The sequence below is a fragment of the Rahnella sp. ATs2 genome, from assembly GCF_051851855.1.
GTDB lineage: Bacteria > Pseudomonadota > Gammaproteobacteria > Enterobacterales > Enterobacteriaceae > Rahnella > Rahnella variigena.
Genome location: NZ_JBLYPL010000012.1, coordinates 40,961 through 62,466, shown reverse-complemented (window position 1 = coordinate 62,466; position 21,506 = coordinate 40,961). Strand labels below are relative to the sequence as shown.

Genomic DNA, 21,506 nt, shown 5'->3' with positions numbered 1-21,506 from the left:
TAACTTCAACCAATAATTCTCAGTATCAATCTAAAATAATAATTTATACTTAATTATTATCATTATAAAAAACCTTATTGAAATGCAAAAAAATACCCTTGCAGTTATCCTCCTGCGGAGTAGTTTATTTATTACTTTCAATAGGGAGATTTAAAGATGGCGATTCCTGCTTATTTATGGCTTAAAGATGATGGCGGTGCGCATATCAAAGGATCCGTTGATGTGAATGGGCGTGAAAGTAGCATTGAGATTTTGGGTTTCGGGCATGGTTTATTTTTGCCTACTGATAATAATACGGGAAAAATCACCGGTACCCGAGTGCACTCAGCAATGACGTTTGAAAAAGAGTTTGATTCCTCCAGTCCATATTTATACCAAGCTGTAGCAAAAGGACAAACGTTAAAATCTGCTGAAATCCGGTGGTATCGCATCAATGATGCTGGTCAGGAAGTTGAGTATTTCAATATGCTGCTGGAAAATGTGAAAGTTGTTGCGATCTGCCCTTTGATGCATGACTGCAAAAATCCAGCAACAGAAAAGCACAACCACCTCGAATCTATATCTCTGAGATACGAGCGGATCACCTGGAAATATAGTGATGGGAATATCATTTTTTCCGATGCGTGGAATGACAGATGATCAGATGCACATTTCGTTTGAACGGTTCAGGCTTATCCACTCTCAGTTGCCCTGGCTACGGCTTCTTTCCCGCCTATTCTGGTGAGGTAGGTCCACATCGCAACAACCCTGACTCAGCAGATGTGAAAGATATCGGACCTTTGCCACCCGGACAATATTATATAGTGACCCGAGGGACTGGTGGGATAGGCACCCATGTTTCTGATTTTTTTGGATCAGTCGTGAGTGGATCCGACAGGTCAGTGTGGTTTGCACTTTACAGAAACGATAACAGCATAGATGATTTAACTTTCATCGATCAGGTTAAAAGAGGTAATTTCAGACTACACCCGGCGGGTTACAAAGGGGTAAGCCACGGGTGCATAACGTTGCCTTCAAAGGATCATTTTACAATTCTGCGTGAGGCATTATTAAATACACCACAAATAAAAATCAGCTCAACATTAAATGCTTTCGGAACTGTACAGGTATATTAAATGTCCCCTTTGAAATGTGTGATTATTTGGCTCGGAAGTGTTTTCTTGTTTACAATGACGTTTACGACACTTTTCGCTTTATGTTCTGAACAATGGTTCTATTCGAAAATTTCAGCGCATACAGACTTTATTCAGGAAAACACCTGGGATAATATTTATATGAGCATTTTGTTTGGAGGCTCAGCCCTTGTAGATATTTTTTTAATTTTTGTAATCGCAAAGTTTTTCGCATATCGCAAACAGGCAGCCCGGTGACATTGCTCCCCGTCAATTTTATTGCTATGTCTAAAGTGATTGAGGCCACTTACGATGAATGGCAGCATTCGCACTGAAATAAATGATGTTCTCTACACCAAAGACCATTTTAAGTGTCCTTAGTGCAGAGATAATTCAAACTCTTCTATTTACCCACATCCCCGTTCCATCCGCCGCCCAGGGCAGCGATCAGCTTGACGCTGGTGACCATCTGGGTGCTGAGCAGTGACAGGACACTTTGCTGTTGGGTCAGGCTGGTGTTTTCGGTAGTCGCGACGTCGAGATAGTCGATCATCCCGGCTTGATACTGGTTGTAAGTCACGCGGGCAGATTCTTTGGCGGAATCGGCGGCGTTCTGACGGGCGACCAGCTCGCTGTCGAGCGTGTGCAGTTCGACCAGATAATCTTCCACTTCCTGCATTGCGGTTAACACGCTCTGGCGATAGCTGGCGACATCGGCATCATACGCGGCTTCGGCTTGCGCCACTTTGCCGCGGGTAGAACCGAAATCCAGTACCGTCTGGCTGAGTTCAGGGCCTAAAGACCAGACGCGGTTTGGCAGCGAGAACAGGTTGTGGAATGCCGAACTGGCAAAGCCACCGCTGGCGCTCAGGGTCAGATCGGGATAATACGCGGCAGTCGCTACACCGACGGCGGCGTTGGAAGACGCCATGGTGCGTTCGGCGGCAGCGATATCAGGACGACGCTGCAACAACTGCGACGGAATGGCGTCCGGCATCGCAGGCAGGTTAAGTTTGACGTCGCGTGCCGCAAGGCTGAACTGCGCCGGTGGTTTGCCGATCAGTACCGCGATAGCGTGCTCAAGCTGGGCGCGCTGCCATTGCAGATCCAGCGCCGAGGCTTTGGTGCTTTCAAGCTGAGTCTGCGCCTGCGCCAGTGTAGCGCGTGAGGTGTTGCCACCTTCATACTGATTCTGGATCACCGTCAGGTAACGCTGATAAGAATCGATACTTTGCTTATACAGCGCGATTTGCTGATCCATCACCCGCAGCTGGAAATAATCCTGCGCCAGTTCGGACTGTGCGCTGAGCGTTGCATCAGCCAGATCGGCCTTGCTGGCCTGCGCACTGGCGTCCTGCTCTTCTGCCGTACGGCGCAGTTTGCCCCACAAATCCAGTTCCCAGCTGGCACTCAGTTGTGCGGACTGGCTGTTAGTGGTTGAGGTGGATGTGCCACTGCGCGTGCTGCCGACGGTAGCATCCACTGACGGATACAAATCGGAACGTGCCTGTGTCACCAGCGCCTGTGCCTGACGGTATTGCGCAGCATACTGCGCGACGTTCTGGTTGGAGATCTGTACCTGTGTCAGCAGTGATGACAGCTCAGGATCCTGATACACCGCCCACCAGTCGCCTTTGGCCTGATTATCTTTCGGGATCGCCGCTGTCCAGCCTTTGGCTTCTTTAAATGCCGTGGGCATCGCAACATCCGGCCGTTTGTAATCAGGGCCGACGGCACAGGCGCTGACCAGAAGTGCCAGCGCCAGCGGAGCAAGCCGGAACACCATAGAACGTGTTTTTTGCAGAGTCATCAGATTCGCTTCAGGGTGATAAGTTTCAGTGTGCTTAGTTTCATGATCAGTCATGGGTCCGGGCCTCCGGCGGCGGCGTGTGAGGACGCAGGCGGTGCCACAGACGATGCGTCGCGCGGCTGGTGCGATCCATATACAGGTAAACGACCGGCGTGGTGAATAACGTCAGAACCTGACTCAGCGCCAGACCACCGGCGATCGCCAGCCCCAGCGGACTGCGCAGATCCGCATCACCGCCGCTGCCCAGCGCCAGCGGCAATGCACCGAAGAATGCAGCCAGCGTGGTCATCAGGATCGGACGAAATCGCATCAGACAGGCCTGAGTGATCGCCTGTTGCGGCGTCAGACCCAGCCGCCGTTCAGCGTCGAGTGCGAAGTCGATCATCATGATCGCGTTCTTTTTCACGATACCGATCAGCAGCAGGATCCCGATCAGTGCGATCACCGTCAGTTGCGTCCCCGTTACCAGCATCAGCAACAGCGCCCCCAGCCCGGCAGACGGCAGCGTGGAAAGAATGGTCAGCGGGTGAATATAGCTTTCATACAGCACACCCAGCACGATATACACCGCCGCCAGCGCCGCCAGGATCAGCCACGGCATGGAACTGGCCAGCGCTTCAAACGCCTGCGCGGTACCGGCATAACTGCCATGAACGGTATCCGGCAAACCAATCTGCGCCATCGTCGTTTTCAGCGCGGCCTGCGCATCTTCCAGCGCATAGCCATCGGCGAGGTTAAACGCAATGGTGGTGGTCGCCGTCTGTCCCTGATGGGAAACCGACAGCGGCGCATTGGCTCCGCTGAACGTAGCAAACGCCGACAGCGGCACCTGATTACCGGAATCTGTGACGACATACAGCTGATGCAGGACATCAGGATTACTGGTGTAATCGGACGTCAGATTCATCACCACGTGATACTGGTTTAGCGTTTTGTAGATCGTGGCGATCTGCCGCTGGCTGAAGGAGTTATTGAGCAGCGTGTCGATCATCTTCACATTCACACCAAGCTGCGTGGCACGATCCCGGTCGATATTGAGCATGATCTCCTGCCCGCCGGTCTGCGCATCGGAATCCACACCGGTCAGTTGCGGCAGTTTCGCCAGCGCTTTCTGCACCTTCGGCGCCCATTCACGCAGCAAGGACAGATCGTCAGATTGCAGGCTGTACTGATATTGGGCGTTGGCACTGCGTCCACCGATATGCAGATCCTGCGCCGCCATCAGGAACAACTGCGCGCCCGGTTCTTTGCCAGTCGCCATCATCAGACGGTTAGCCACCTGATTGGCCGTCGCGGTGCGTTTGTCGAAATCTTTCAGACGTACAAAGAAAGTCGCGGTGTTACGTGAACCAAAACCGCCGCTGCCCGCTGAACTCATCACCGCTTCTACCGCCGGATCGTCCTGAATGATCTTGCTGTATTTCAGCACCTGCGGCTGGATCGACTGGAACGAGGTGTTCTGATCCGCACGTAACATGCCCATCAGCATGCCGGTGTCCTGATCCGGGAAGAAGCCTTTTTCCACCACGGTATACAGATAGAAATTCAGCAGGATCGTCAGGAACAGGCCGACCAGCGTGATCAGCTGATGGCGCATTACCCAGCCGAGAGCCGCAGAATACGCCGCCAGCAATTTGTTCAGCCCGCGTTCAATCATGCGGTAAATACGCGGCTGACGTTTTTCCACCGGCGGTTTACGTTTGAGGAAACGCGCGCATAGCATCGGCGTCAGGCTCAGCGACACCAGCATCGAGATGATCAGCGAGACACTCAGCGTCACCGCAAACTCGCGGAACAGACGCCCGACGATACTGCCCATCAGCAAGATCGGGATGAAAACGGCGATCAGTGAAAGCGTCATCGACAGCACGGTGAAACTGACTTCCTGCGCGCCTTTCAGCGCGGCCCGCACCGGCCCCAGCCCTTCCTCGATGTGCCGCGTAATATTTTCCAGCACCACAATGGCGTCATCGACCACGAAACCGGTGGAGATAATCAGCGCCATCAGCGAGAGGTTATCCAGGCTGTAGCCGAGCAGATACATCACCGCGCAGGTGCCGATCAGCGAAACCGGCAGCGCCACCGCCGGGATCAGCACCGCATTCCAGTTACGCAGGAACACAAACACCACGGCGATCACCAGAAGCGTGGCTTCCAGCAAGGTCATTTCGGTATCGCGCAGGGAAGCAGAAACGTTCGGCGAGCGATCCAGCGCCAGATTAAGCTGCACGTCGCCCGGCAGACTTTCTTTCATCAGCGGCAGCGCGGCCTTGATCGCCTCGATGGTTTCCAGCATGTTCGCGCCAGCCTGACGCGTCACGCCGATCATGACCGACGGTGTGCTGTTGTAATAACCGACGTTGTATTTATCTTCAACGGAATCATACACATTGGCAATATCGCTCAGGCGGATTGCCGAGCCGTTGATGTAGGTGACGATCAGCGTTTTGTACTGCGCGGCTGTACTTTGCTGGCCGTTACCTTCAATCATCCACGACTGATCCGAGCCCTGCAGCAGCCCTTTTGGCAGGTTGCTGGTGCTGTCGGCAATGGCGGTGCGAATGGTGTCGAGGGAAATTCCGTAAGAGGTGATCGCTTCCGGACGCAAATCAATGCGCACCCCCGGCAGCGCGGAACCGACCAGCGAAACCTGGCCGACACCGTTCACCTGCGCGATTTTCTGTTGCAGCTGGCTCGAGGCGATATCGTACAGCTCGCCTTTACTGCGCGTAGCCGACGTCAGCGCCAGCATGATAATCGGCGCATCAGACGGGTTGGCTTTACGATAGGTCGGCAGCGACGGCATGCTGCTCGGCAGCAAGGCGCGGGAGGCGTTGATCGCCGCCTGTACGTCGCGCGCCGCGCCGTTGATATCGCGATCCAGATCGAATTGCAGGATAACGCTGGTCGAACTCTGCGAGCTGCGTGAGGTCATTTCCGTCACACCGGCGATTTGCCCGAGCGCCCTTTCCAGTGGCGTCGCCACCGTTGCCGCCATGGTTTCAGGGCTGGCACCGGGCAGACTGGCGCTGACCAGAATGGTCGGAAAATCCACCTGTGGCAGCGGCGCAACCGGCAGCAGGCGATATCCCAGCAAACCGAGCAGGAGTATCGCCAGCGTCAGCAGCATAGTAGCGACCGGACGGAAGATGAAGAAACGCGAAATATTCATTTATTCCGCCTGGTTCGCTGCGCGGCGATGACGCGGATTCAGTCGGTGAGAAAGCCGGTCAAACATCAGGTAAATCACCGGCGTGGAGAACAGTGTCAGAATCTGACTGAAGATCAGACCGCCGACGATCACCAGTCCCAGCGGCTGACGCAGTTCCGCGCCGGATCCGCTCGCCAGCATCAGCGGCAGAGCGCCGAGCAGTGCGGCCATGGTGGTCATCATGATCGGACGAAAACGCAGTAAACAGGCCTGATGGATCGCCTCACGCGGCGACAGCCCCTGTTTGTTTTCCGCATCCAGCGCAAAGTCGATCATCATAATGGCGTTCTTTTTCACGATCCCGATCAGCAGGATCACCCCGATCAATGCGATCAGACTGAATTCCGTACCGGCAAAGATCAGCGAGAGCAACGCGCCCACCGCCGCCGACGGCAGCGTGGACAGAATGGTCACCGGATGAATAAAGCTTTCGTACAGAATGCCGAGCACCACATACATGGTCAGCAGCGCGGCGAGGATCAGCCACAGCGTGTTGCCGGTGGCACTTTCAAACGACGCCGCCGCACCCTGATAACGCAAAGTGATGCTGTCCGGCATGGCGATATCGGCCACGGTGGTTTTGATCGCCTGCTGCGCCTGTTCCAGCGAATAACCGTCTTTGAGGTTAAAGGAGACAGTGACCGCCGGGAACTGGTTGAGGCGCGCCTGCAACAGTGCGCCGGTGCGCATATGGATTTTGGCAATCGACGTCAGTTTCACCATGCCGTTAGTCGCACCGGAATTGGTGGTCGGGTTACCGCTGTCCGACGTTGTGGTCGTCGTCGTCGTCGCTGTCGCTACCGTGCCGCTGCTCGAAGAACTGTTGTTGGTCGCCAGATACACATCATCAAACGAAGCCGGTGACTGCTGGAACTCCGGGGCGACTTCCAGCACCACGCGGTACTGGTTCGCCTGGGTAAAGATGGTGGAAACCAGCCGCTGGCCGAACGCGTTGTACAGCGCGGTATCGACGTCTGAAGCGGTAATGCCGTAACGGGCGGCGGCATCGCGGTCCAGTTCTACATACGCAATCTGCCCCTGATTTTGCAGGTTGCTGACCACTTCGCTGAACTCCGGCTGCGTGCTGAGTTTTTCAATCAGCTTAGGCGTCCATTCCACCAGATTTTCACTGTCAGAATCATCCAGCGTGAACTGGTACTGGCTCGGCGTGACCTGATCGTCCACGGTCAGATCCTGCGAAGCCTGCATGTACAGTTCGATGCCCGGCACGTTGGCCGTCTCCTGTTGCAGACGCGCAATGATTGCCGGCGCACGTTCGCTGCGCTCATCGAAAGATTTGAGGCTGATCTGCAAACGCCCGCTGTTCAGGCTGGTGTTATTGCCGTCCACGCCAATGGTGGACGACACGCTTTCCACATCCGGATCGTTAAGAATGGCCGCGGTCAGCAGTTGCTGGCGGCGTCCCATTTCACTGAAAGAGACATCCTGCGACGCCTGGGTGATCCCCTGGATCATCCCGGTATCCTGCGACGGGAAGAAGCCTTTTGGCACAATCACATACAGCAACGCGGTAAATACCAGAGTGGCGGCGGCAACCAGCAGGGTGAGCTTCTGGTGATTGAGCACCACGATCAACATGCGGTCGTAACCGGCGATCATTTTGTCGAAGAACTCGCCGCCTTTACGGTAAAACTTGCTCTGTTTTTCTTCCGGCGTGTGGCGCAGTAAATAGGCGCACAACATCGGTGTAAGCGTCAGCGACACCACCATCGACACCAGTATCGACACCGCCAGCGTGATGGCGAATTCGCGGAACAAGCGCCCGACCACATCGCCCATAAACAGCAGCGGGATCAGCACCGCAATCAGCGAGAACGTCAGGGAAATAATGGTGAAACCGATTTGCTGCGAGCCTTTCAGCGCGGCCTGCATCGGCGTTTCGCCCTCTTCGAGGCGTCGGGAAATATTCTCGACCACCACGATGGCGTCATCGATAACAAAACCGGTGGCGATAGTCAGCGCCATCAGCGAGAGGTTGTTAAGACTGAAACCGCACAGGTACATCACGCCAAAGGTGCCGACCAGCGAGAGCGGCACCGCAACGCTCGGGATCAGTGTCGCGGCGACATTGCGCAGGAACAGGAAGGTGACCATCACCACCAGCGCGACAGACAGCAACAGTTCGAACTGGACGTCGCTGATCGAGGCGCGAATAGTTTGCGTACGGTCGGAAATCACGCTGATTTTGACCGATTCCGGCAGCGCTTCCTGCAATTTCGGCAGTTGCGCTTTGATGGCGTCCACCACCTGAATCACGTTGGCACCCGGCTGGCGCTGCACGCTGATAATAATGGCCGGTTGTTTGTTCGCCCAGGCAGACAGGTACTGGTTTTCCGGCGCTTCGGAAAGCGTCGCGACATCGCGCAGACGCAGCGCTGCCCCGTTTTCGTAATTGACGATCAGGTTGCCGTATTCGGCGGCGGTGCGCAGCTGATCGTTGGCATCAATGGTGATCGAATGATGCGGGCCGTCGAAGCCCCCTTTCGAGCCGTTGACGTTACTGTTGCCGATCAGCGTATTGATGGTTTCCAGACTGAGGTTATGCGCCGCCAGTTTACGCGGATCGACCTGCACGCGAACCGCAGGCTGATGACCGCCCGCCAGCGTGACCATACCGACGCCGGAAATCTGCGACAGTTTCAGCGCCACGCGGGTGTTGACCAGATCCTGCACTTTGGTCAGTGGCAGGGATTCGGACGTCGCCGCCAGGGTCAGCACCGCGGCATCTGCCGGGTTCACTTTTTTGTAGGTCGGCGGATTCGGTAAATCGCTGGGCAGCAGGCTGTCCGCGGCGTTAATCGCCGCCTGGACTTCCTGCTCGGCCACGTCGAGGGACAAATCCAGCGAGAATTTCAGCGTGATAATCGAAGAGCCGCTGGCGCTGGTGGAATACATCTGGCTCAGACCGGCCATCTGACCGAGCTGACGCTCAAGCGGCGCGGTAATTCCTGATGCCATCACATCCGGACTGGCGCCCGGATACAGCGTGGTCACCTGAATGGTCGGATAATCGACCTGCGGCAGTGCCGAGGTCGACAGCATGTTGTAGGCGAAAATCCCCGACAACAGCACGGCGACCATCAGCAGAATGGTCGCGACCGGCCGGAGTATAAAGAGGCGTGAAGGATTCATTTAGACCCGCTGTCTTTACCGGCTGTATTTGGAGTTGCATCGGGCGCGGCGACAGTTTTGTCGGCACCGGTGGTGGCTTTATCCACACCGCCACTTTGCTCGCGGGCTTTAGACGAGCCGTCCGCTGCTGCAGCTTCACCGGAATTCGGCGTGACAATCTCGACTTTGGTGCCATTGTTCAGGCGGTCAATACCGGTAGTCACCACCTGCTCGCCCGGCTTCACACCGGACAAAATCGCCACCTGATCGTCACCAAAGTCTGGCCCGGATTTCACGCTGCGGCGCTCAATGGTGCTGTCGGCTTTCACCACATACACGAAATCGCCGTCGCTGCTCAGTTGCAATGCTGCCGCCGGGATCACCGTGGCGTCTTTCAGGGTCGCGACCTGTAAGCGGGCATTCACAAACTGGTTCGGATAGAGTTTTTCATCGGCATTATCGAACAGCGCTTTCAGTTTAATGCTGCCGGTGCTGGTATCAATTTCGTTGCTGATAAATTGCAGTTTGCCCTGTCCGAGCACTTCGCTGCCGCTCTGGTCAAAGGCAGTCGTCGGCAACTGATTGCCGCCACGCAACGCTTTAAGCAAGGTTTGCAGATTGCTTTGCGGCACGCTGAAGGTGACGGCAATCGGCTGGGTCTGAGTAATCGTCACAATGCCGGTGGTGGAACTGCTGGTGACCATGTTGCCCGGATCGACCAGACGCAGACCAACGTGTCCGCTGACCGGTGCGGTGATTTTTGCGAACTCAAGATTCAGCTTGGCGGCAGCGATTTGTGCCAGATCGGCTTTCACTGCACCGGCATACTGACCGGCGGTTGCAATCTGGCTTTCCAGATCCTGACGTGCCAGGGAATCTTGCGCATACAGTTTGCGGTAACGCGCCAGCGTCAGTTCAGCGCTTTTCGACAGCGCCTGATTCTGCGCCAAATCACCCTGATATTGTTCCAGCGTGGCCTGATAACTGCGCGGATCAATCTGCGCCAACAGCTGCCCCTGCTCGACTTTCTGCCCTTCGGTGAAATACACCTTCATCAGCTGACCATCCACCCGGCTGGTGACCGTGACTGTCGCGTTGGCGACAACGGTACCCAGCGCACGCAGATACACCGGCACATCGGCCTGCGTGGCTTTTCCGGCCTGCACCGGTGTGGCCATTCCGGCCATCATCTGGCCGCGCATCGCACGCATTCCGCCGCGGCCCGGCTTTTTATGGGCAGATGAGTCGGAAGCACTTTGATGGAAAGCAAAGAACCAGACCAGGATCGCAGCAACGATAATGGCGACGATAACCCACACGAGAGTGCGTTTTTTGGAACGAGACGAGGCAGTCGGCAGCATAAATTTCTTGGTTTCGCAGTATTAAAGAGGAGAAAGCAGCTGAAAAATGACCTTCAACCAGAGATTTTCAATATCAGTCAAAAACACATTATCCCTAAAAGGCTCACCGGCTGTTTTTAGGACAACGTAAAGATTTCGTTAGCAATTAAGAATTTTTATTTCATTCAGCCGGATGAATTATACGCACCAATTTATCCTTTCTGACCCTTTAATGTTAAGAACTAAATGAGAATGAATATTGAAGACACAGACAGAAAATCATTATGAAGTGTCAGCCAGTCGTGGAATTTTGTCAGGAAAACGCAGGATTAGCGTGAAATTTAACCTGCCCGCTCACCTTAACTGGTTATAAAATCAGAGGTAAATCCCGAAAATTGGATGTATTGATAATTTATATTGTTTGCGCCGACCACGGCTTGATAAGGTGAATTTTCTGATTGGTTTTCATCTTCTTGAAAGGGATTCAGGCGAATGCAGAAAAAATTTCAATCCAGACCGGTGATTGGGGTAACGCTGGACAGTGAGGAAGCCGGTGGCTACGCCGATTTTCCCTGGTATGCCCTGCGTCAAAACTACCTGAAAAGTCTGGCAGAGCTGGGCGCAGTGCCGCTGGCTTTGCCGCACCACGCGGAACTGGCGGATGAATATCTGTCGATGTGCGACGGTATTGTCGTGACCGGCGGCGCGTTTGATGTTCCGCCTGAACTCTTTAATGAGCAACAGACCAGCGATCAGGTGCGTCTGAAACCGGCCCGTACTGAATTTGAAAAAGCCATCGTCAAAGGTGCCATGCAGCGCAATATGCCGCTGCTGGGGATTTGCGGCGGTCAGCAGCTGCTTGCCGTGTTAACCGGCGGCACGCTTCATCAGCACATTCCCGATGCACTGCCCGATGCCCTTGAACACAGCACGACCGTCGATACCGAAAACGCCGGCGGCAAAAAGCGCGCCCGTCATCCTGTAGAGATTGTTGAAGGTTCGCTGCTCAGCCGCTGCGTCGATCGGGATCATTATGAGGTCAACAGCTCGCATCATCAGGCGGTGAAATCGGTCGGCCCCGGCTGCATTGTGAATGCTTATGCGCCTGACGGCGTGATCGAAGGCATTGAGTGCGAGGAGTATGATTTCTGCCTGGGCGTGCAATGGCACCCTGAATATCAGCAACATCAGCAGGATACGCAACTGCTGAAAGCCTTTGTCGCAGCATCGTCGCGCTATCAGCAGTCAATGCGCACAGCAGGTAAAGCCATGACAGAAGCGATGAACGACGCGATTTCCCGTCCGGGGAATGAGCAGGCGTGAATCAGGCGGCGCTTAAAATCAGAACCGGCCAGATACTGCATGATCTGGGCATCGACCCGCAGGTTATCGCACACCGTACGCTGCCTTACTTTGAAGAAGTAAGTGAGTACTTACTGGAGGATACTGAAACCGACGCAGAGAGCGGCAAAGTTTACCGGCTGATCTCCCCCGCTGCTGCCGCCTGGCATCAGATGAAACAACAGGCTGCCGCCGACGGCGTGGGCATTTATCTGGTCTCTGCTTTTCGCAGTCTGGATTATCAGGCGGGATTAATCCGCATCAAACAACAGGCAGGCATCCCACCGGAAGATTTCTTCACCTCGCTGGCGCCGCCCGGATGCAGCGAACATCACACCGGTCGCGCTATAGATATCAATACCCCCGGCTGCGACGAAGTGACCGGCGTTTTTGGCGAAACAGACGCTTTTCGGTGGCTGCAAACTCATGCCGCCCGCTTCGGTTTCGTGATGTCCTTTCCGCTGAATAATCCCTGGGGCTTTATTTATGAGCCGTGGCACTGGTGCTGGCATCCGCAATAAAACACAGTGACCTGCGTCTCAGTTTCCATAACTAAAATTGTCGTCGAAACATTTATCTGTTAGGCCAATTTTCTGTTTCATTTTTAGCACAAATAAAACACACTATGCCCTCAACAGGTGTCTGCCAGACAGATGCCTGATCCCAACATCTTCTTATAAGTCATAAATTTCAATGCAATCAGATACCGTTTCGCGCAGGACAGCATGGCTCCGCGTTGTGATGATGGCTATTGCCGCGTTCATCTTCAACACCACTGAATTCGTGCCTGTCGGATTACTTTCCGATATCGCCGCCAGTTTCAACATGAAGACCGCACAGGTCGGTCTGATGCTGACCATCTACGCCTGGGTTGTGGCGCTGATGTCACTGCCGCTGATGCTGCTGACCCGCAATGTTGAGCGAAAGCGCTTACTGATCGTCATCTTCGTGATATTCATCGCCAGCCATATTCTTTCGGTCGTGGCCTGGGATTTCTGGAGTCTGGTCGCCTCGCGCGTCGGTATCGCCCTCGCCCACGCGATTTTCTGGTCGATCACCGCATCACTGGCAATCCGTGTCGCACCGGCCGGTAAAAAAACACAGGCGCTCAGTATGTTAGCCACCGGTACCGCGCTGGCGATGGTGCTGGGCTTACCGCTGGGACGCCTGATCGGACAATACCTCGGCTGGCGCACCACCTTTATGAGCATCGGCATCGTTGCGCTGCTGACGCTGATTTGCCTGATCAAACTGTTGCCGCCGCTGCCAAGTGAACATACCGGTTCACTGAAAAGCGTGCCGATGTTATTCCGTCGTCCGGCGCTGGTCGGCATGTATCTGCTGACTGCACTGATAGTGACTGCTCACTACACGGCGTACAGCTACATCGAGCCGTTTATCCAGACCGTCGCGAATATGGGTGAAAACTTCACCACCTTCCTGCTGCTGATTTTTGGTGGCGCAGGTATTCTCGGCAGCATTGCGTTCAGTGTGCTTGGCAACCGCTTCCCGGCGGCGATGCTCAGCGGCCCGATCTTGCTGGTCACCCTCAGCATGTTGCTGTTATTTGTGGCGGTGATGAATCCGGTCGCTATTTCAGTCCTTTGTGTGATCTGGGGGCTGGCAATGATGATTATCGGCCTGGCACTGCAGGTGCGCGTGCTGGCGCTGGCGACCGATGCAACGGACGTTTCAATGGCGCTGCTTTCCGGCATCTATAACATTGGTATAGGCGCGGGCGCGCTGATCGGGAATCAGGTGAGTCTGCATCTGGAAATGAGCAACGTCGGCTATGCGGGCGGGCTGATCGGCTGCATCGCGTTGGTCTGGTGTCTGACGATTTTTAAACGCTATCCGCAGCTGAAAGTAACGAACTGATATCGGGACTTGAAAAGGAAAACCGGCACATCTGCCGGTTTTTTTATGCCTGAATGTTCAAGGAATTATCGCAATAACTTCAGATTCCCCGTCAGCGATTTAATCCATTTTTCCGGCCCGACCAGACCCACGCCATCCAGCACTTCATCGTATAAATCCCGCAGCGGAAATGTCATTTCGTATTGCTCGAACTGATGCATCGTGCGCGCAAATGCCGGGAACGGCACCACGCTGCGCTCGCCTGCTGCGTCCAGCGCTTTGAACATCAGCGCCTTAATGTGATCCGGCGTTGCCTGCAGAATGGGCAGCGGAGTTTTAGAGATAGTATCGGTCATGACGCCCTTTGCATCAGTCAGCGAACTGCCCGCCAGCATCGGGAATTTTGCTGCTAATCCGATACCAATTACGCCTGCCGTGTTCGCCAGTAATCCCGGTGGAAGTTCGGGATTGAGGATAATTGCCACCCGCAGGTTATCTGCCATTTTGTCCGCCCTTTTCATCATCATTGATGACAAAAATGATAGCGTTGAGCCGCGGAAAGGTGCTTTCTTTTTACGCGATAAAATGCCCTAATCTGGTCATCCCTTCCCCATAATCACATTTAAAAGGCAGATTATGTCTGTATCTGAAATTTCGCCGGCAGACCTTCGCATTCTTAGACAACTACAGAGTTCCGGCAGAATGACCAATCAGGAGCTGGCGGAAAAAGTGGGCATGGCTGCCTCGCCTTGCTGGCGGCGCATGAAACAGCTGGAAGACAGCGGTGTGATCACCGGTTATCAGGCGAACATTGACCGGAAAAAAATCGGGCTGGGGCTGCTGGCATTTATCCGGGTGAAAATCGACAGCCACAGCGAGGAAGATGCCCGGCGTTTTGAGCAGGAAGTCGGCGCGCTGCCCTCAGTGATTGCCTGCTATGCAATTGCTGGTGATGCGGACTTTCTGTTGCAGGTGGTGGCGAAAGATCTCGACAGTTTTTCCAGCTTCGCGATGGAAGTCGTGCGCCGGTTACCGGGGATTAAAGAGATGCAAACCTCGTTTGTACTCCGGGAGGTGAAACCGCTGGATGTGTTGCCACTGGAAGGGATTTAAGGACATTCGAGGGTATGGCAAAATGCTGAACGATGTTGAATAAAACACTTCCTGGCCAACATGACAAATAGATAGTTATGCGATAAAATTTACATAAATATGCAGAATCCCTTTTACCTGAAACCGGTTTTGCGTTATCAATATAGGCATTGAAACCTTTAGCAGACAGACCTAATTCATACAGGATTTAATCGATGACAACTATTCTCAAGCACCTTCCTATCAATCAGCGTGTCGGTATCGCGTTCTCCGGCGGTCTGGACACCAGTGCGGCGCTGCTGTGGATGCAGAAAAAAGGCGCGATCCCTTATGCGTACACGGCAAACCTGGGTCAGCCTGATGAAGAAGATTACGATGCCATTCCGCGTAAAGCGATGGAGTACGGTGCAGAGAAAGCCCGCCTGATTGATTGCCGTAAACAACTGGTTGCTGAGGGCATTGCCGCCATTCAATGTGGCGCATTCCATAACACCACCGCCGGTGTGACTTATTTCAACACCACGCCGCTGGGTCGCGCTGTGACCGGCACCATGCTGGTTGCCGCAATGAAAGAAGATGGCGTGAATATCTGGGGTGACGGCAGCACTTACAAAGGTAACGATATTGAGCGTTTCTATCGTTACGGTCTGCTGACCAATGCTGAACTGAAAATTTATAAGCCGTGGCTGGATACCGACTTTATCGATGAACTCGGCGGCCGTCATGAGATGTCCGAATTCATGATTCAGTCTGGTTTCGACTACAAAATGTCGACCGAGAAAGCCTACTCAACCGACTCCAACATGCTGGGCGCGACGCACGAAGCCAAAGATCTGGAATTCCTCGATTCCGGCGTCAAAATCGTTAATCCGATTATGGGCGTGAAATTCTGGGATGAGAACGTGGTCGTGAAAGCGGAAGAAGTGGTTGTCCGTTTTGAACGTGGCTACCCTGTTGCGCTGAATGGCGTGACTTTTGACGACAGCGTTGAGCTGATGATGGAAGCCAACCGCATCGGTGGCCGTCATGGTCTGGGTATGAGCGACCAGATTGAAAACCGTATTATCGAAGCCAAAAGCCGTGGCATCTACGAAGCTCCGGGAATGGCGCTGCTGCACATCGCTTACGAGCGTCTGCTGACCGGTATTCATAACGAAGACACCATCGAGCAATATCACGCAAATGGCCGTGTTCTGGGTCGTCTGCTGTATCAGGGCCGTTGGTTCGATCCACAAGCGCTGATGCTGCGTGACTCCGCTCAGCGTTGGGTCGCCAGTGAAATCACCGGTGAAGTCACTCTGGAACTGCGTCGCGGTAATGATTACACCATCATGAATACCGTGTCTGAGAACCTGACATACAAACCAGAGCGCCTGACCATGGAAAAAGGCGATTCTGTGTTCTCACCAGATGACCGTATTGGTCAGCTGACCATGCGTAACCTGGATATCACCGATACCCGCGAGAAACTGCAAAACTACGTTGAGACAGGCTTGCTGACTTCTTCCGCCTCTACCGGTTTACCGCAGGTGGATAACAATAATCTGCCACGCGGATTGCAGGTGAAGAATAAGTAATTGCTGTTGGTTTAAACAATTTGCAAGAAGTTGCAGAAGTCCCTTGTGTGCTCCTCCCCCTGCGAAGGGGGAGGCTGGGAGGGGGTTTCGCAAACCATAAAATAGCAAAAGCTTCCGCATTCCGATCTGACCTTAATACCCCACCCCAACCCTCCCCTTCGCAGGAGAGGGAGCTGATCGGTATCGAATTTTTGTTCTGGGATCAAATTTAAGATGTGTGAAAACGACGTTCAGGCAATACGAATAAAAGATATTGGGTAGTGAATTTTGTAGGGTAGTGAACAGATTTAAGGAAGAAGCTTTTGGAGCGGGTGAAGGGAATCGAACCCTCGTATGCAGCTTGGGAAGCTGCCGTTCTACCATTGAACTACACCCGCATCGGTGTGCGACTGGCATTATAACCGGTTACGACGGCGGAGCAAGGCGTGATTGCGGATAAACGCTGGAGTTTTAAGCAGTTAGCGTATGGCGTGATCTGCGGCATGAAAAAGGGCGCCGGAGCGCCCTTTTGTGGTTTCTGATGAAACTTATTTTTGTGTCTGCGGACGCATTGCCGGGAACAGGATAACGTCGCGGATGGTGTGGCTGTTGGTGAACAGCATAACCATACGGTCGATACCAATGCCCAGACCGGCTGTCGGTGGCAGGCCGTGTTCCAGCGCTGTTACGTAGTCTTCGTCGTAGAACATCGCTTCGTCGTCGCCTGCATCTTTCGCAGAAACCTGATCAGCAAAACGCTGTGCCTGGTCTTCTGCATCGTTCAGCTCAGAGAAGCCGTTACCGATTTCACGGCCGCCGATGAAGAATTCGAAACGGTCAGTGATTTCAGGGTTCTCGTCATTACGGCGCGCCAGCGGAGAAACTTCTGCCGGATACTCGGTAATGAAGGTTGGCTGGATCAACTGTGCTTCAGCGGTTTCTTCGAAGATCTCGGTCACGATACGGCCCAGACCCCAGCTCTTCTCGATTTTGATGCCGATAGATTCTGCGATAGCGGTCGCTTTAGCCAGATCGTCGAGATCAGCAACATGAGTTTCCGGACGGTATTTGCAGATCGCTTCGCGCATGGTCAGCTTGGCGAAAGGCTTGCCGAAATCGAAAGTCTGATCGCCGTACTGCACAACGCTGCTGCCCAGAACGGATTCAGTCAGCGTGCGGAACAGGGTTTCAGTCAGAACGATCAGGTCTTTGTAATCCGCGTACGCCATGTAGAGTTCCATCATGGTGAACTCTGGGTTGTGACGCGGAGAAACGCCTTCGTTACGGAAGTTACGGTTGATTTCGAATACGCGATCGAAGCCACCAACAACCAGACGCTTCAGATACAGTTCCGGCGCGATACGCAGGTACATGTCGATGTCGAGGGCATTGTGGTGGGTGATGAACGGACGTGCCGCTGCGCCACCAGGGATCACCTGCATCATCGGGGTTTCGACTTCAATGAAGCCGTTTTCCACCATGAAGCTGCGGATGCCAGACATGATCTGAGAACGGATTTTGAAGGTCTTACGGGAATCTTCGTTAGCGATCAGGTCGAGATAACGCTGACGGTAACGCGCTTCCTGATCCTGCAGGCCATGGAATTTATCCGGCAACGGACGCAGTGCTTTGGTCAGCAGACGCAGTTCAGAACAATGGATCGACAGTTCGCCGGTCTTGGTTTTGAACAGTTTACCGGTCGCACCCAGGATATCGCCCAGGTCCCATTTCTTGAATTGCTCGTTGTAGATGCCTTCCGCAAGGTCATCACGCGCAACGTAAAGCTGGATACGGCCGCCGACATCTTGCAAGGTCACAAAAGATGCCTTGCCCATGATACGGCGGGTCATCATACGGCCACCGACGGTGACTTCGATGTTTAATGCTTCCAGTTCTTCGTTGGTCTTTTCGCCATATTTCGCATGCAATTCATCAGAGATGCTGTCACGACGGAAATCGTTAGGGAAAGCGATACCGGATTCACGCAGTAAAGCCAGCTTCTCACGACGAGCTTTAAGCTCGTTGTTAAGATCTGGTACGTTTTCTGCGCTTTGCGCTGCTGGTTGTTGCTCAGACATTTTGGTTCCTCATAACCCGGCTTTCAAACTTGCCTCAATGAATTTATCCAGGTCGCCATCCAGTACGGCCTGCGTATTTCGCGTTTCGACGCCCGTGCGTAAATCTTTGATACGGGAATCGTCCAGCACGTAAGAACGAATCTGGCTGCCCCAGCCGATGTCAGACTTGTTGTCTTCCAGCTGCTGTTTGTCCGCATTTTTCTTTTGCATCTCATACTCATAAAGCTTCGCACGCATCTGCTTCATGGCCTGATCTTTGTTTTTATGCTGGGAGCGGTCGTTCTGACACTGAGTCACAATGTTGGTCGGAAGGTGAGTAATACGTACCGCAGATTCCGTTTTGTTGACGTGCTGACCACCCGCACCGGACGCGCGGTATACGTCGATACGCAGGTCGGCAGGGTTAATTTCGATTTCGATATCATCATCCACTTCCGGATACACAAACGCGGAACTGAAAGACGTATGGCGACGGCCACCGGAGTCGAACGGGCTTTTACGCACCAGGCGATGAACGCCGGTTTCTGTACGCAGCCAGCCGAACGCGTAATCACCGATAATCTTGATGGTTGCAGATTTAAGCCCTGCGACTTCACCGTCAGATTCTTCGATAACCTCAGTTTTGAAACCTTTGGCTTCTGCCCAGCGCAAATACATACGCAGCAGCATGCTCGCCCAGTCCTGCGCTTCCGTACCACCGGAACCCGCCTGGATATCGAGATAGCAGCTCGCGTTATCGTATTCGCCGGAGAACATGCGGCGGAATTCCAGCTGTTCCAGTTTGGCGGTCAGTACATCGAGTTCGGCAACCGTTTCGTTGAACGTGTCTTCATCGTCGGCTTCAACAGCCAGTTCCAGCAGGCCGGTCACATCTTCCGCGCCCTGCAACAACTCATCGATGGTTTCAACGATAGCTTCCAGAGAGGAACGTTCTTTGCCCAGCGCCTGTGCGCGTTCTGGCTCGTTCCAGACGTCCGGCTGTTCCAGCTCGGCGTTTACTTCTTCGAGGCGTTCTTTCTTGGCATCATAGTCAAAGATACCCCCGAAGAACGACTGTCCGCTCGGACAGGTCCTGAATGCGGTTCTTAACCGGATTAATTTCAAACATGATTTTTCGCGTCTTACGTTAGATTCGGAGTTGGCCCAATGCCATTCGAACCGCCGATTCTAACGGAATTAGCGGTCTTTTTATAGCAACGAGCCGTTTTTTTGCAGGGTTTATTGCGGGTGAAAATCGCTTATTTCGGCCATAAATGTTCGATGATCAACTGAACGCTTCGATTTCCCCGAAATTCATTGATATCCAGCCGGTACGCCAGCTGCACTTCGCGGATACTGCTGTCCGGCCAAAACGTCGGATCAATGTTAAAGGCGATACCGTCGAGCAGCGGGCCTCCGCCGACCGGTTCGATCATCAGTTTGAGATGGCGTTCTTTCAGCAGTTTTTGTTGCAGGATGCGGAAGGTGCCGTCAAACGTCGGTTCAGGAAACGCCTGTCCCCACGGACCACCGTCACGCAGCATTTCAGCCGTATCTATTGTCAGTTCATGAGCCGACAATTCGCCATCCGACCAGACCACGCCTTCAAGATGTGAAGGATCCAGCCATTCACCGACCAGTTCGGCGAACTTGTCACGAAATTCGTCGAACTTGCTTTCTTCAAGCGACAAACCGGCAGCCATCGCATGCCCGCCGAATTTCATCATCAGACCGGGATTAAGCGTATCGAGACGTTCCAGCGCATCTCGCATGTGCAAACCCGCAATAGAACGGCCGGAGCCTTTCAGAATGCCATCGCCTGCGGGAGCAAACGCAATCACCGGCCGGTTGAAACGCTCTTTCAGACGTGATGCCAGAATACCGACCACGCCCTGATGCCATTCCGGATGGTACATCGCAAGCCCAAACGGCAGCGCGTCGGTGCTCCGCTCGAGTTTGTCGCACAGCGCCAGCGCTTCAACCTGCATGCCCTGCTCTATTTCACGTCGGGTCTGGTTCAGCGCATCCAGATCACTGGCCAGCGCACGCGCCTGACCGATATCTTCGCTGAGTAAAAGCGCCACGCCAACCGACATATCATCAAGACGTCCGGCGGCATTGAGCCGTGGCCCGAGCGCGAAACCTAAATCGCTGGCGCACAATGTGCGGGCTTCGCGCCCCGCCACTTCGAGCAGCGCGCGGATCCCCGCCCGGCATTTTCCGGCACGGATACGGTTCAGCCCCTGATACACCATGATGCGGTTATTAGCATCAAGCGGCACAACATCCGCCACGGTTCCCAGCGCCACCAGATCCAGATGTTCAGCCAGATTAGGGATCGCCAGACCGTTTTGCTCGAACCAGCCGCTGTCACGTAAAGCACTGCGTAACGCCAGCATCAGATAGAACGCTACGCCGACGCCCGCCAGCGATTTAGACGGAAACTCGCAGCCGACCAGATTCGGGTTAATAATCGCTTCGGCATCCGGCAACGTTTCGCCTGGCAAGTGGTGATCGGTGACCAGCACCTGAATGCCCTTTTCATGGGCGAGCGTGACGCCTGCATGAGATGAAATACCGTTATCAACGGTCAGGATCAGCTCTGCGCCGCGTGACGCTGCCTGTTCGACGACTTCCGGGCTGAGGCCATAGCCGTCTTCAAAACGGTTAGGTACCAGATAATCCAGATTCCCGCAGCCCATGCTGCGTAAAGACAACAGCGTCAGCGCGGTGCTGGTTGCGCCATCCGCATCAAAATCACCGACGATAATAATACGCAGACGTTCAGCCAGCGCTTTTTGCAATAACGCGACCGCAGTATCAATGCCGTCGAGTTGCTGATAAGGCAGCATTCCGCGCACGCTGCGCTCAAGTTCCTGACTTTCTTTCACGCCCCGGGCGAGATACAAACGGCGCAACAAAGGGGAAAGATCGGCGGGAAGTTCCACGCCAGTCGCTGCCTCACGGCGGCGAAGTTGAGTCTGCAAGGTCACGAAAA

General features: G+C 54.0%; 15 protein-coding genes and 1 tRNA gene. 7 read left to right on the top strand and 9 right to left on the bottom strand.

From position 1 onward, the window contains the following. The first annotated feature begins 156 nt into the window (after window positions 1-156). A complete protein-coding gene (locus tag ACJY2G_RS14670) occupies window positions 157-639 on the top strand; it encodes an Hcp family type VI secretion system effector (RefSeq protein WP_112290340.1) in 483 nt (160 codons plus the stop codon). Next, a complete protein-coding gene (locus ACJY2G_RS14665; protein WP_112290339.1) occupies window positions 636-1,115 on the top strand; it encodes a DUF2778 domain-containing protein in 480 nt (159 codons plus the stop codon). Before ACJY2G_RS14670 ends, ACJY2G_RS14665 begins: the two co-directional genes overlap by 4 nt. Before the next feature lie 400 nt (window positions 1,116-1,515). Here ACJY2G_RS14665 and ACJY2G_RS14660 read toward each other — a convergent pair whose 3' ends face one another. Genes ACJY2G_RS14660 through ACJY2G_RS14645 form a run of 4 tightly spaced genes read right to left on the bottom strand, consistent with a single transcriptional unit; the run spans window position 1,516 to window position 10,626 of the window. Continuing rightward, a complete protein-coding gene (locus tag ACJY2G_RS14660; RefSeq protein ID WP_181955603.1) occupies window positions 1,516-2,922 on the bottom strand; it encodes an efflux transporter outer membrane subunit in 1,407 nt (468 codons plus the stop codon). A gap of 46 nt (window positions 2,923-2,968) precedes the next feature. Next, on the bottom strand, window positions 2,969-6,094 hold the full coding sequence (locus ACJY2G_RS14655) for an efflux RND transporter permease subunit (RefSeq protein WP_430320464.1): 3,126 nt from the start codon (window positions 6,092-6,094) through the stop codon (window positions 2,969-2,971). Next, the gene (locus tag ACJY2G_RS14650) at window positions 6,095-9,286 is read right to left on the bottom strand and encodes an efflux RND transporter permease subunit (RefSeq protein WP_430320463.1); all 3,192 of its coding nucleotides are present in this window, start codon (window positions 9,284-9,286) and stop codon (window positions 6,095-6,097) included. Beyond that, window positions 9,283-10,626, bottom strand: a complete 1,344-nt coding sequence (locus ACJY2G_RS14645; RefSeq protein ID WP_159282974.1) for an MdtA/MuxA family multidrug efflux RND transporter periplasmic adaptor subunit — start codon at window positions 10,624-10,626, stop codon at window positions 9,283-9,285. The genes ACJY2G_RS14650 and ACJY2G_RS14645 overlap by 4 nt, the downstream gene beginning before the upstream one ends. 471 nt (window positions 10,627-11,097) lie before the next feature. Here ACJY2G_RS14645 and ACJY2G_RS14640 point away from each other — a divergent pair, with 471 nt between their 5' ends. The 3 genes from ACJY2G_RS14640 to ACJY2G_RS14630 all read left to right on the top strand — a co-directional run bounded on the left by ACJY2G_RS14640 (window position 11,098) and on the right by ACJY2G_RS14630 (window position 13,824). Further along, window positions 11,098-11,928, top strand: a complete 831-nt coding sequence (locus ACJY2G_RS14640) for a gamma-glutamyl-gamma-aminobutyrate hydrolase family protein (RefSeq protein ID WP_113877556.1) — start codon at window positions 11,098-11,100, stop codon at window positions 11,926-11,928. After that, complete coding sequence (locus tag ACJY2G_RS14635) at window positions 11,925-12,467, top strand: M15 family metallopeptidase (protein WP_430320462.1); 543 nt, start codon at window positions 11,925-11,927, stop codon at window positions 12,465-12,467. Before ACJY2G_RS14640 ends, ACJY2G_RS14635 begins: the two co-directional genes overlap by 4 nt. 172 nt (window positions 12,468-12,639) lie before the next feature. Then, entirely contained in the window at window positions 12,640-13,824 is a 1,185-nt protein-coding gene (locus tag ACJY2G_RS14630) for a sugar transporter (protein WP_112290324.1), read from the top strand. A gap of 65 nt (window positions 13,825-13,889) precedes the next feature. On the opposite strand, the gene ACJY2G_RS14625 is transcribed toward ACJY2G_RS14630, so the two are convergent. Beyond that, the gene (locus ACJY2G_RS14625; RefSeq protein ID WP_120163730.1) at window positions 13,890-14,306 is read right to left on the bottom strand and encodes a DUF2000 domain-containing protein; all 417 of its coding nucleotides are present in this window, start codon (window positions 14,304-14,306) and stop codon (window positions 13,890-13,892) included. A gap of 133 nt (window positions 14,307-14,439) precedes the next feature. Between ACJY2G_RS14625 and ACJY2G_RS14620 the strand changes: the two genes are divergently transcribed. Further along, window positions 14,440-14,916 carry an Lrp/AsnC family transcriptional regulator gene (locus ACJY2G_RS14620; RefSeq protein WP_120163729.1) on the top strand — a complete coding sequence of 159 codons (477 nt, stop codon included), beginning with the start codon at window positions 14,440-14,442 and terminating at the stop codon, window positions 14,914-14,916. A gap of 194 nt (window positions 14,917-15,110) precedes the next feature. Next, window positions 15,111-16,472 (top strand): argininosuccinate synthase, encoded by a 1,362-nt coding sequence (gene argG, locus ACJY2G_RS14615; protein ID WP_112290320.1) that lies wholly within the window; start codon window positions 15,111-15,113, stop codon window positions 16,470-16,472. Window positions 16,473-16,775: 303 nt separating this feature from the next. On the opposite strand, the gene ACJY2G_RS14610 is transcribed toward argG, so the two are convergent. From ACJY2G_RS14610 to recJ, 4 genes are all read right to left on the bottom strand, one after another. After that, window positions 16,776-16,849: transfer RNA gene (locus ACJY2G_RS14610), tRNA-Gly, on the bottom strand. Window positions 16,850-16,999: 150 nt separating this feature from the next. Next, window positions 17,000-18,529 carry a lysine--tRNA ligase gene (gene lysS / locus ACJY2G_RS14605; protein ID WP_120163728.1) on the bottom strand — a complete coding sequence of 510 codons (1,530 nt, stop codon included), beginning with the start codon at window positions 18,527-18,529 and terminating at the stop codon, window positions 17,000-17,002. A 9-nt stretch (window positions 18,530-18,538) separates the two neighbouring features. Then, window positions 18,539-19,637, bottom strand: a protein-coding gene (gene prfB / locus ACJY2G_RS14600; protein WP_112291244.1) for a peptide chain release factor 2 whose coding sequence is annotated in 2 segments (ribosomal slippage) — window positions 18,539-19,561 and window positions 19,563-19,637 — 1,098 coding nt in all. Because the reading frame shifts where the segments join, the coding sequence is not laid out codon by codon here. A gap of 130 nt (window positions 19,638-19,767) precedes the next feature. Beyond that, window positions 19,768-21,501, bottom strand: a complete 1,734-nt coding sequence (recJ, locus tag ACJY2G_RS14595; RefSeq protein WP_439291878.1) for a single-stranded-DNA-specific exonuclease RecJ — start codon at window positions 21,499-21,501, stop codon at window positions 19,768-19,770. Between the last annotated feature and the right edge of the window lie 5 nt (window positions 21,502-21,506).

What these genes read in the sequence shown, in the direction of transcription:
- ACJY2G_RS14670 (WP_112290340.1), top strand. Translation starts at nt 157, where the DNA reads ATGGCGATTCCTGCTTATTTATGGCTTAAAGATGATGGCGGTGCGCAT.
- ACJY2G_RS14665 (WP_112290339.1), top strand. Translation starts at nt 636, where the DNA reads ATGATCAGATGCACATTTCGTTTGAACGGTTCAGGCTTATCCACTCTC.
- ACJY2G_RS14660 (WP_181955603.1), bottom strand. Translation starts at nt 2,922, where the DNA reads ATGACTCTGCAAAAAACACGTTCTATGGTGTTCCGGCTTGCTCCGCTG.
- ACJY2G_RS14655 (WP_430320464.1), bottom strand. Translation starts at nt 6,094, where the DNA reads ATGAATATTTCGCGTTTCTTCATCTTCCGTCCGGTCGCTACTATGCTG.
- ACJY2G_RS14650 (WP_430320463.1), bottom strand. Translation starts at nt 9,286, where the DNA reads ATGAATCCTTCACGCCTCTTTATACTCCGGCCGGTCGCGACCATTCTG.
- ACJY2G_RS14645 (WP_159282974.1), bottom strand. Translation starts at nt 10,626, where the DNA reads ATGCTGCCGACTGCCTCGTCTCGTTCCAAAAAACGCACTCTCGTGTGG.
- ACJY2G_RS14640 (WP_113877556.1), top strand. Translation starts at nt 11,098, where the DNA reads ATGCAGAAAAAATTTCAATCCAGACCGGTGATTGGGGTAACGCTGGAC.
- ACJY2G_RS14630 (WP_112290324.1), top strand. Translation starts at nt 12,640, where the DNA reads ATGCAATCAGATACCGTTTCGCGCAGGACAGCATGGCTCCGCGTTGTG.
- ACJY2G_RS14625 (WP_120163730.1), bottom strand. Translation starts at nt 14,306, where the DNA reads ATGGCAGATAACCTGCGGGTGGCAATTATCCTCAATCCCGAACTTCCA.
- ACJY2G_RS14620 (WP_120163729.1), top strand. Translation starts at nt 14,440, where the DNA reads ATGTCTGTATCTGAAATTTCGCCGGCAGACCTTCGCATTCTTAGACAA.
- argG (WP_112290320.1), top strand. Translation starts at nt 15,111, where the DNA reads ATGACAACTATTCTCAAGCACCTTCCTATCAATCAGCGTGTCGGTATC.
- lysS (WP_120163728.1), bottom strand. Translation starts at nt 18,529, where the DNA reads ATGTCTGAGCAACAACCAGCAGCGCAAAGCGCAGAAAACGTACCAGAT.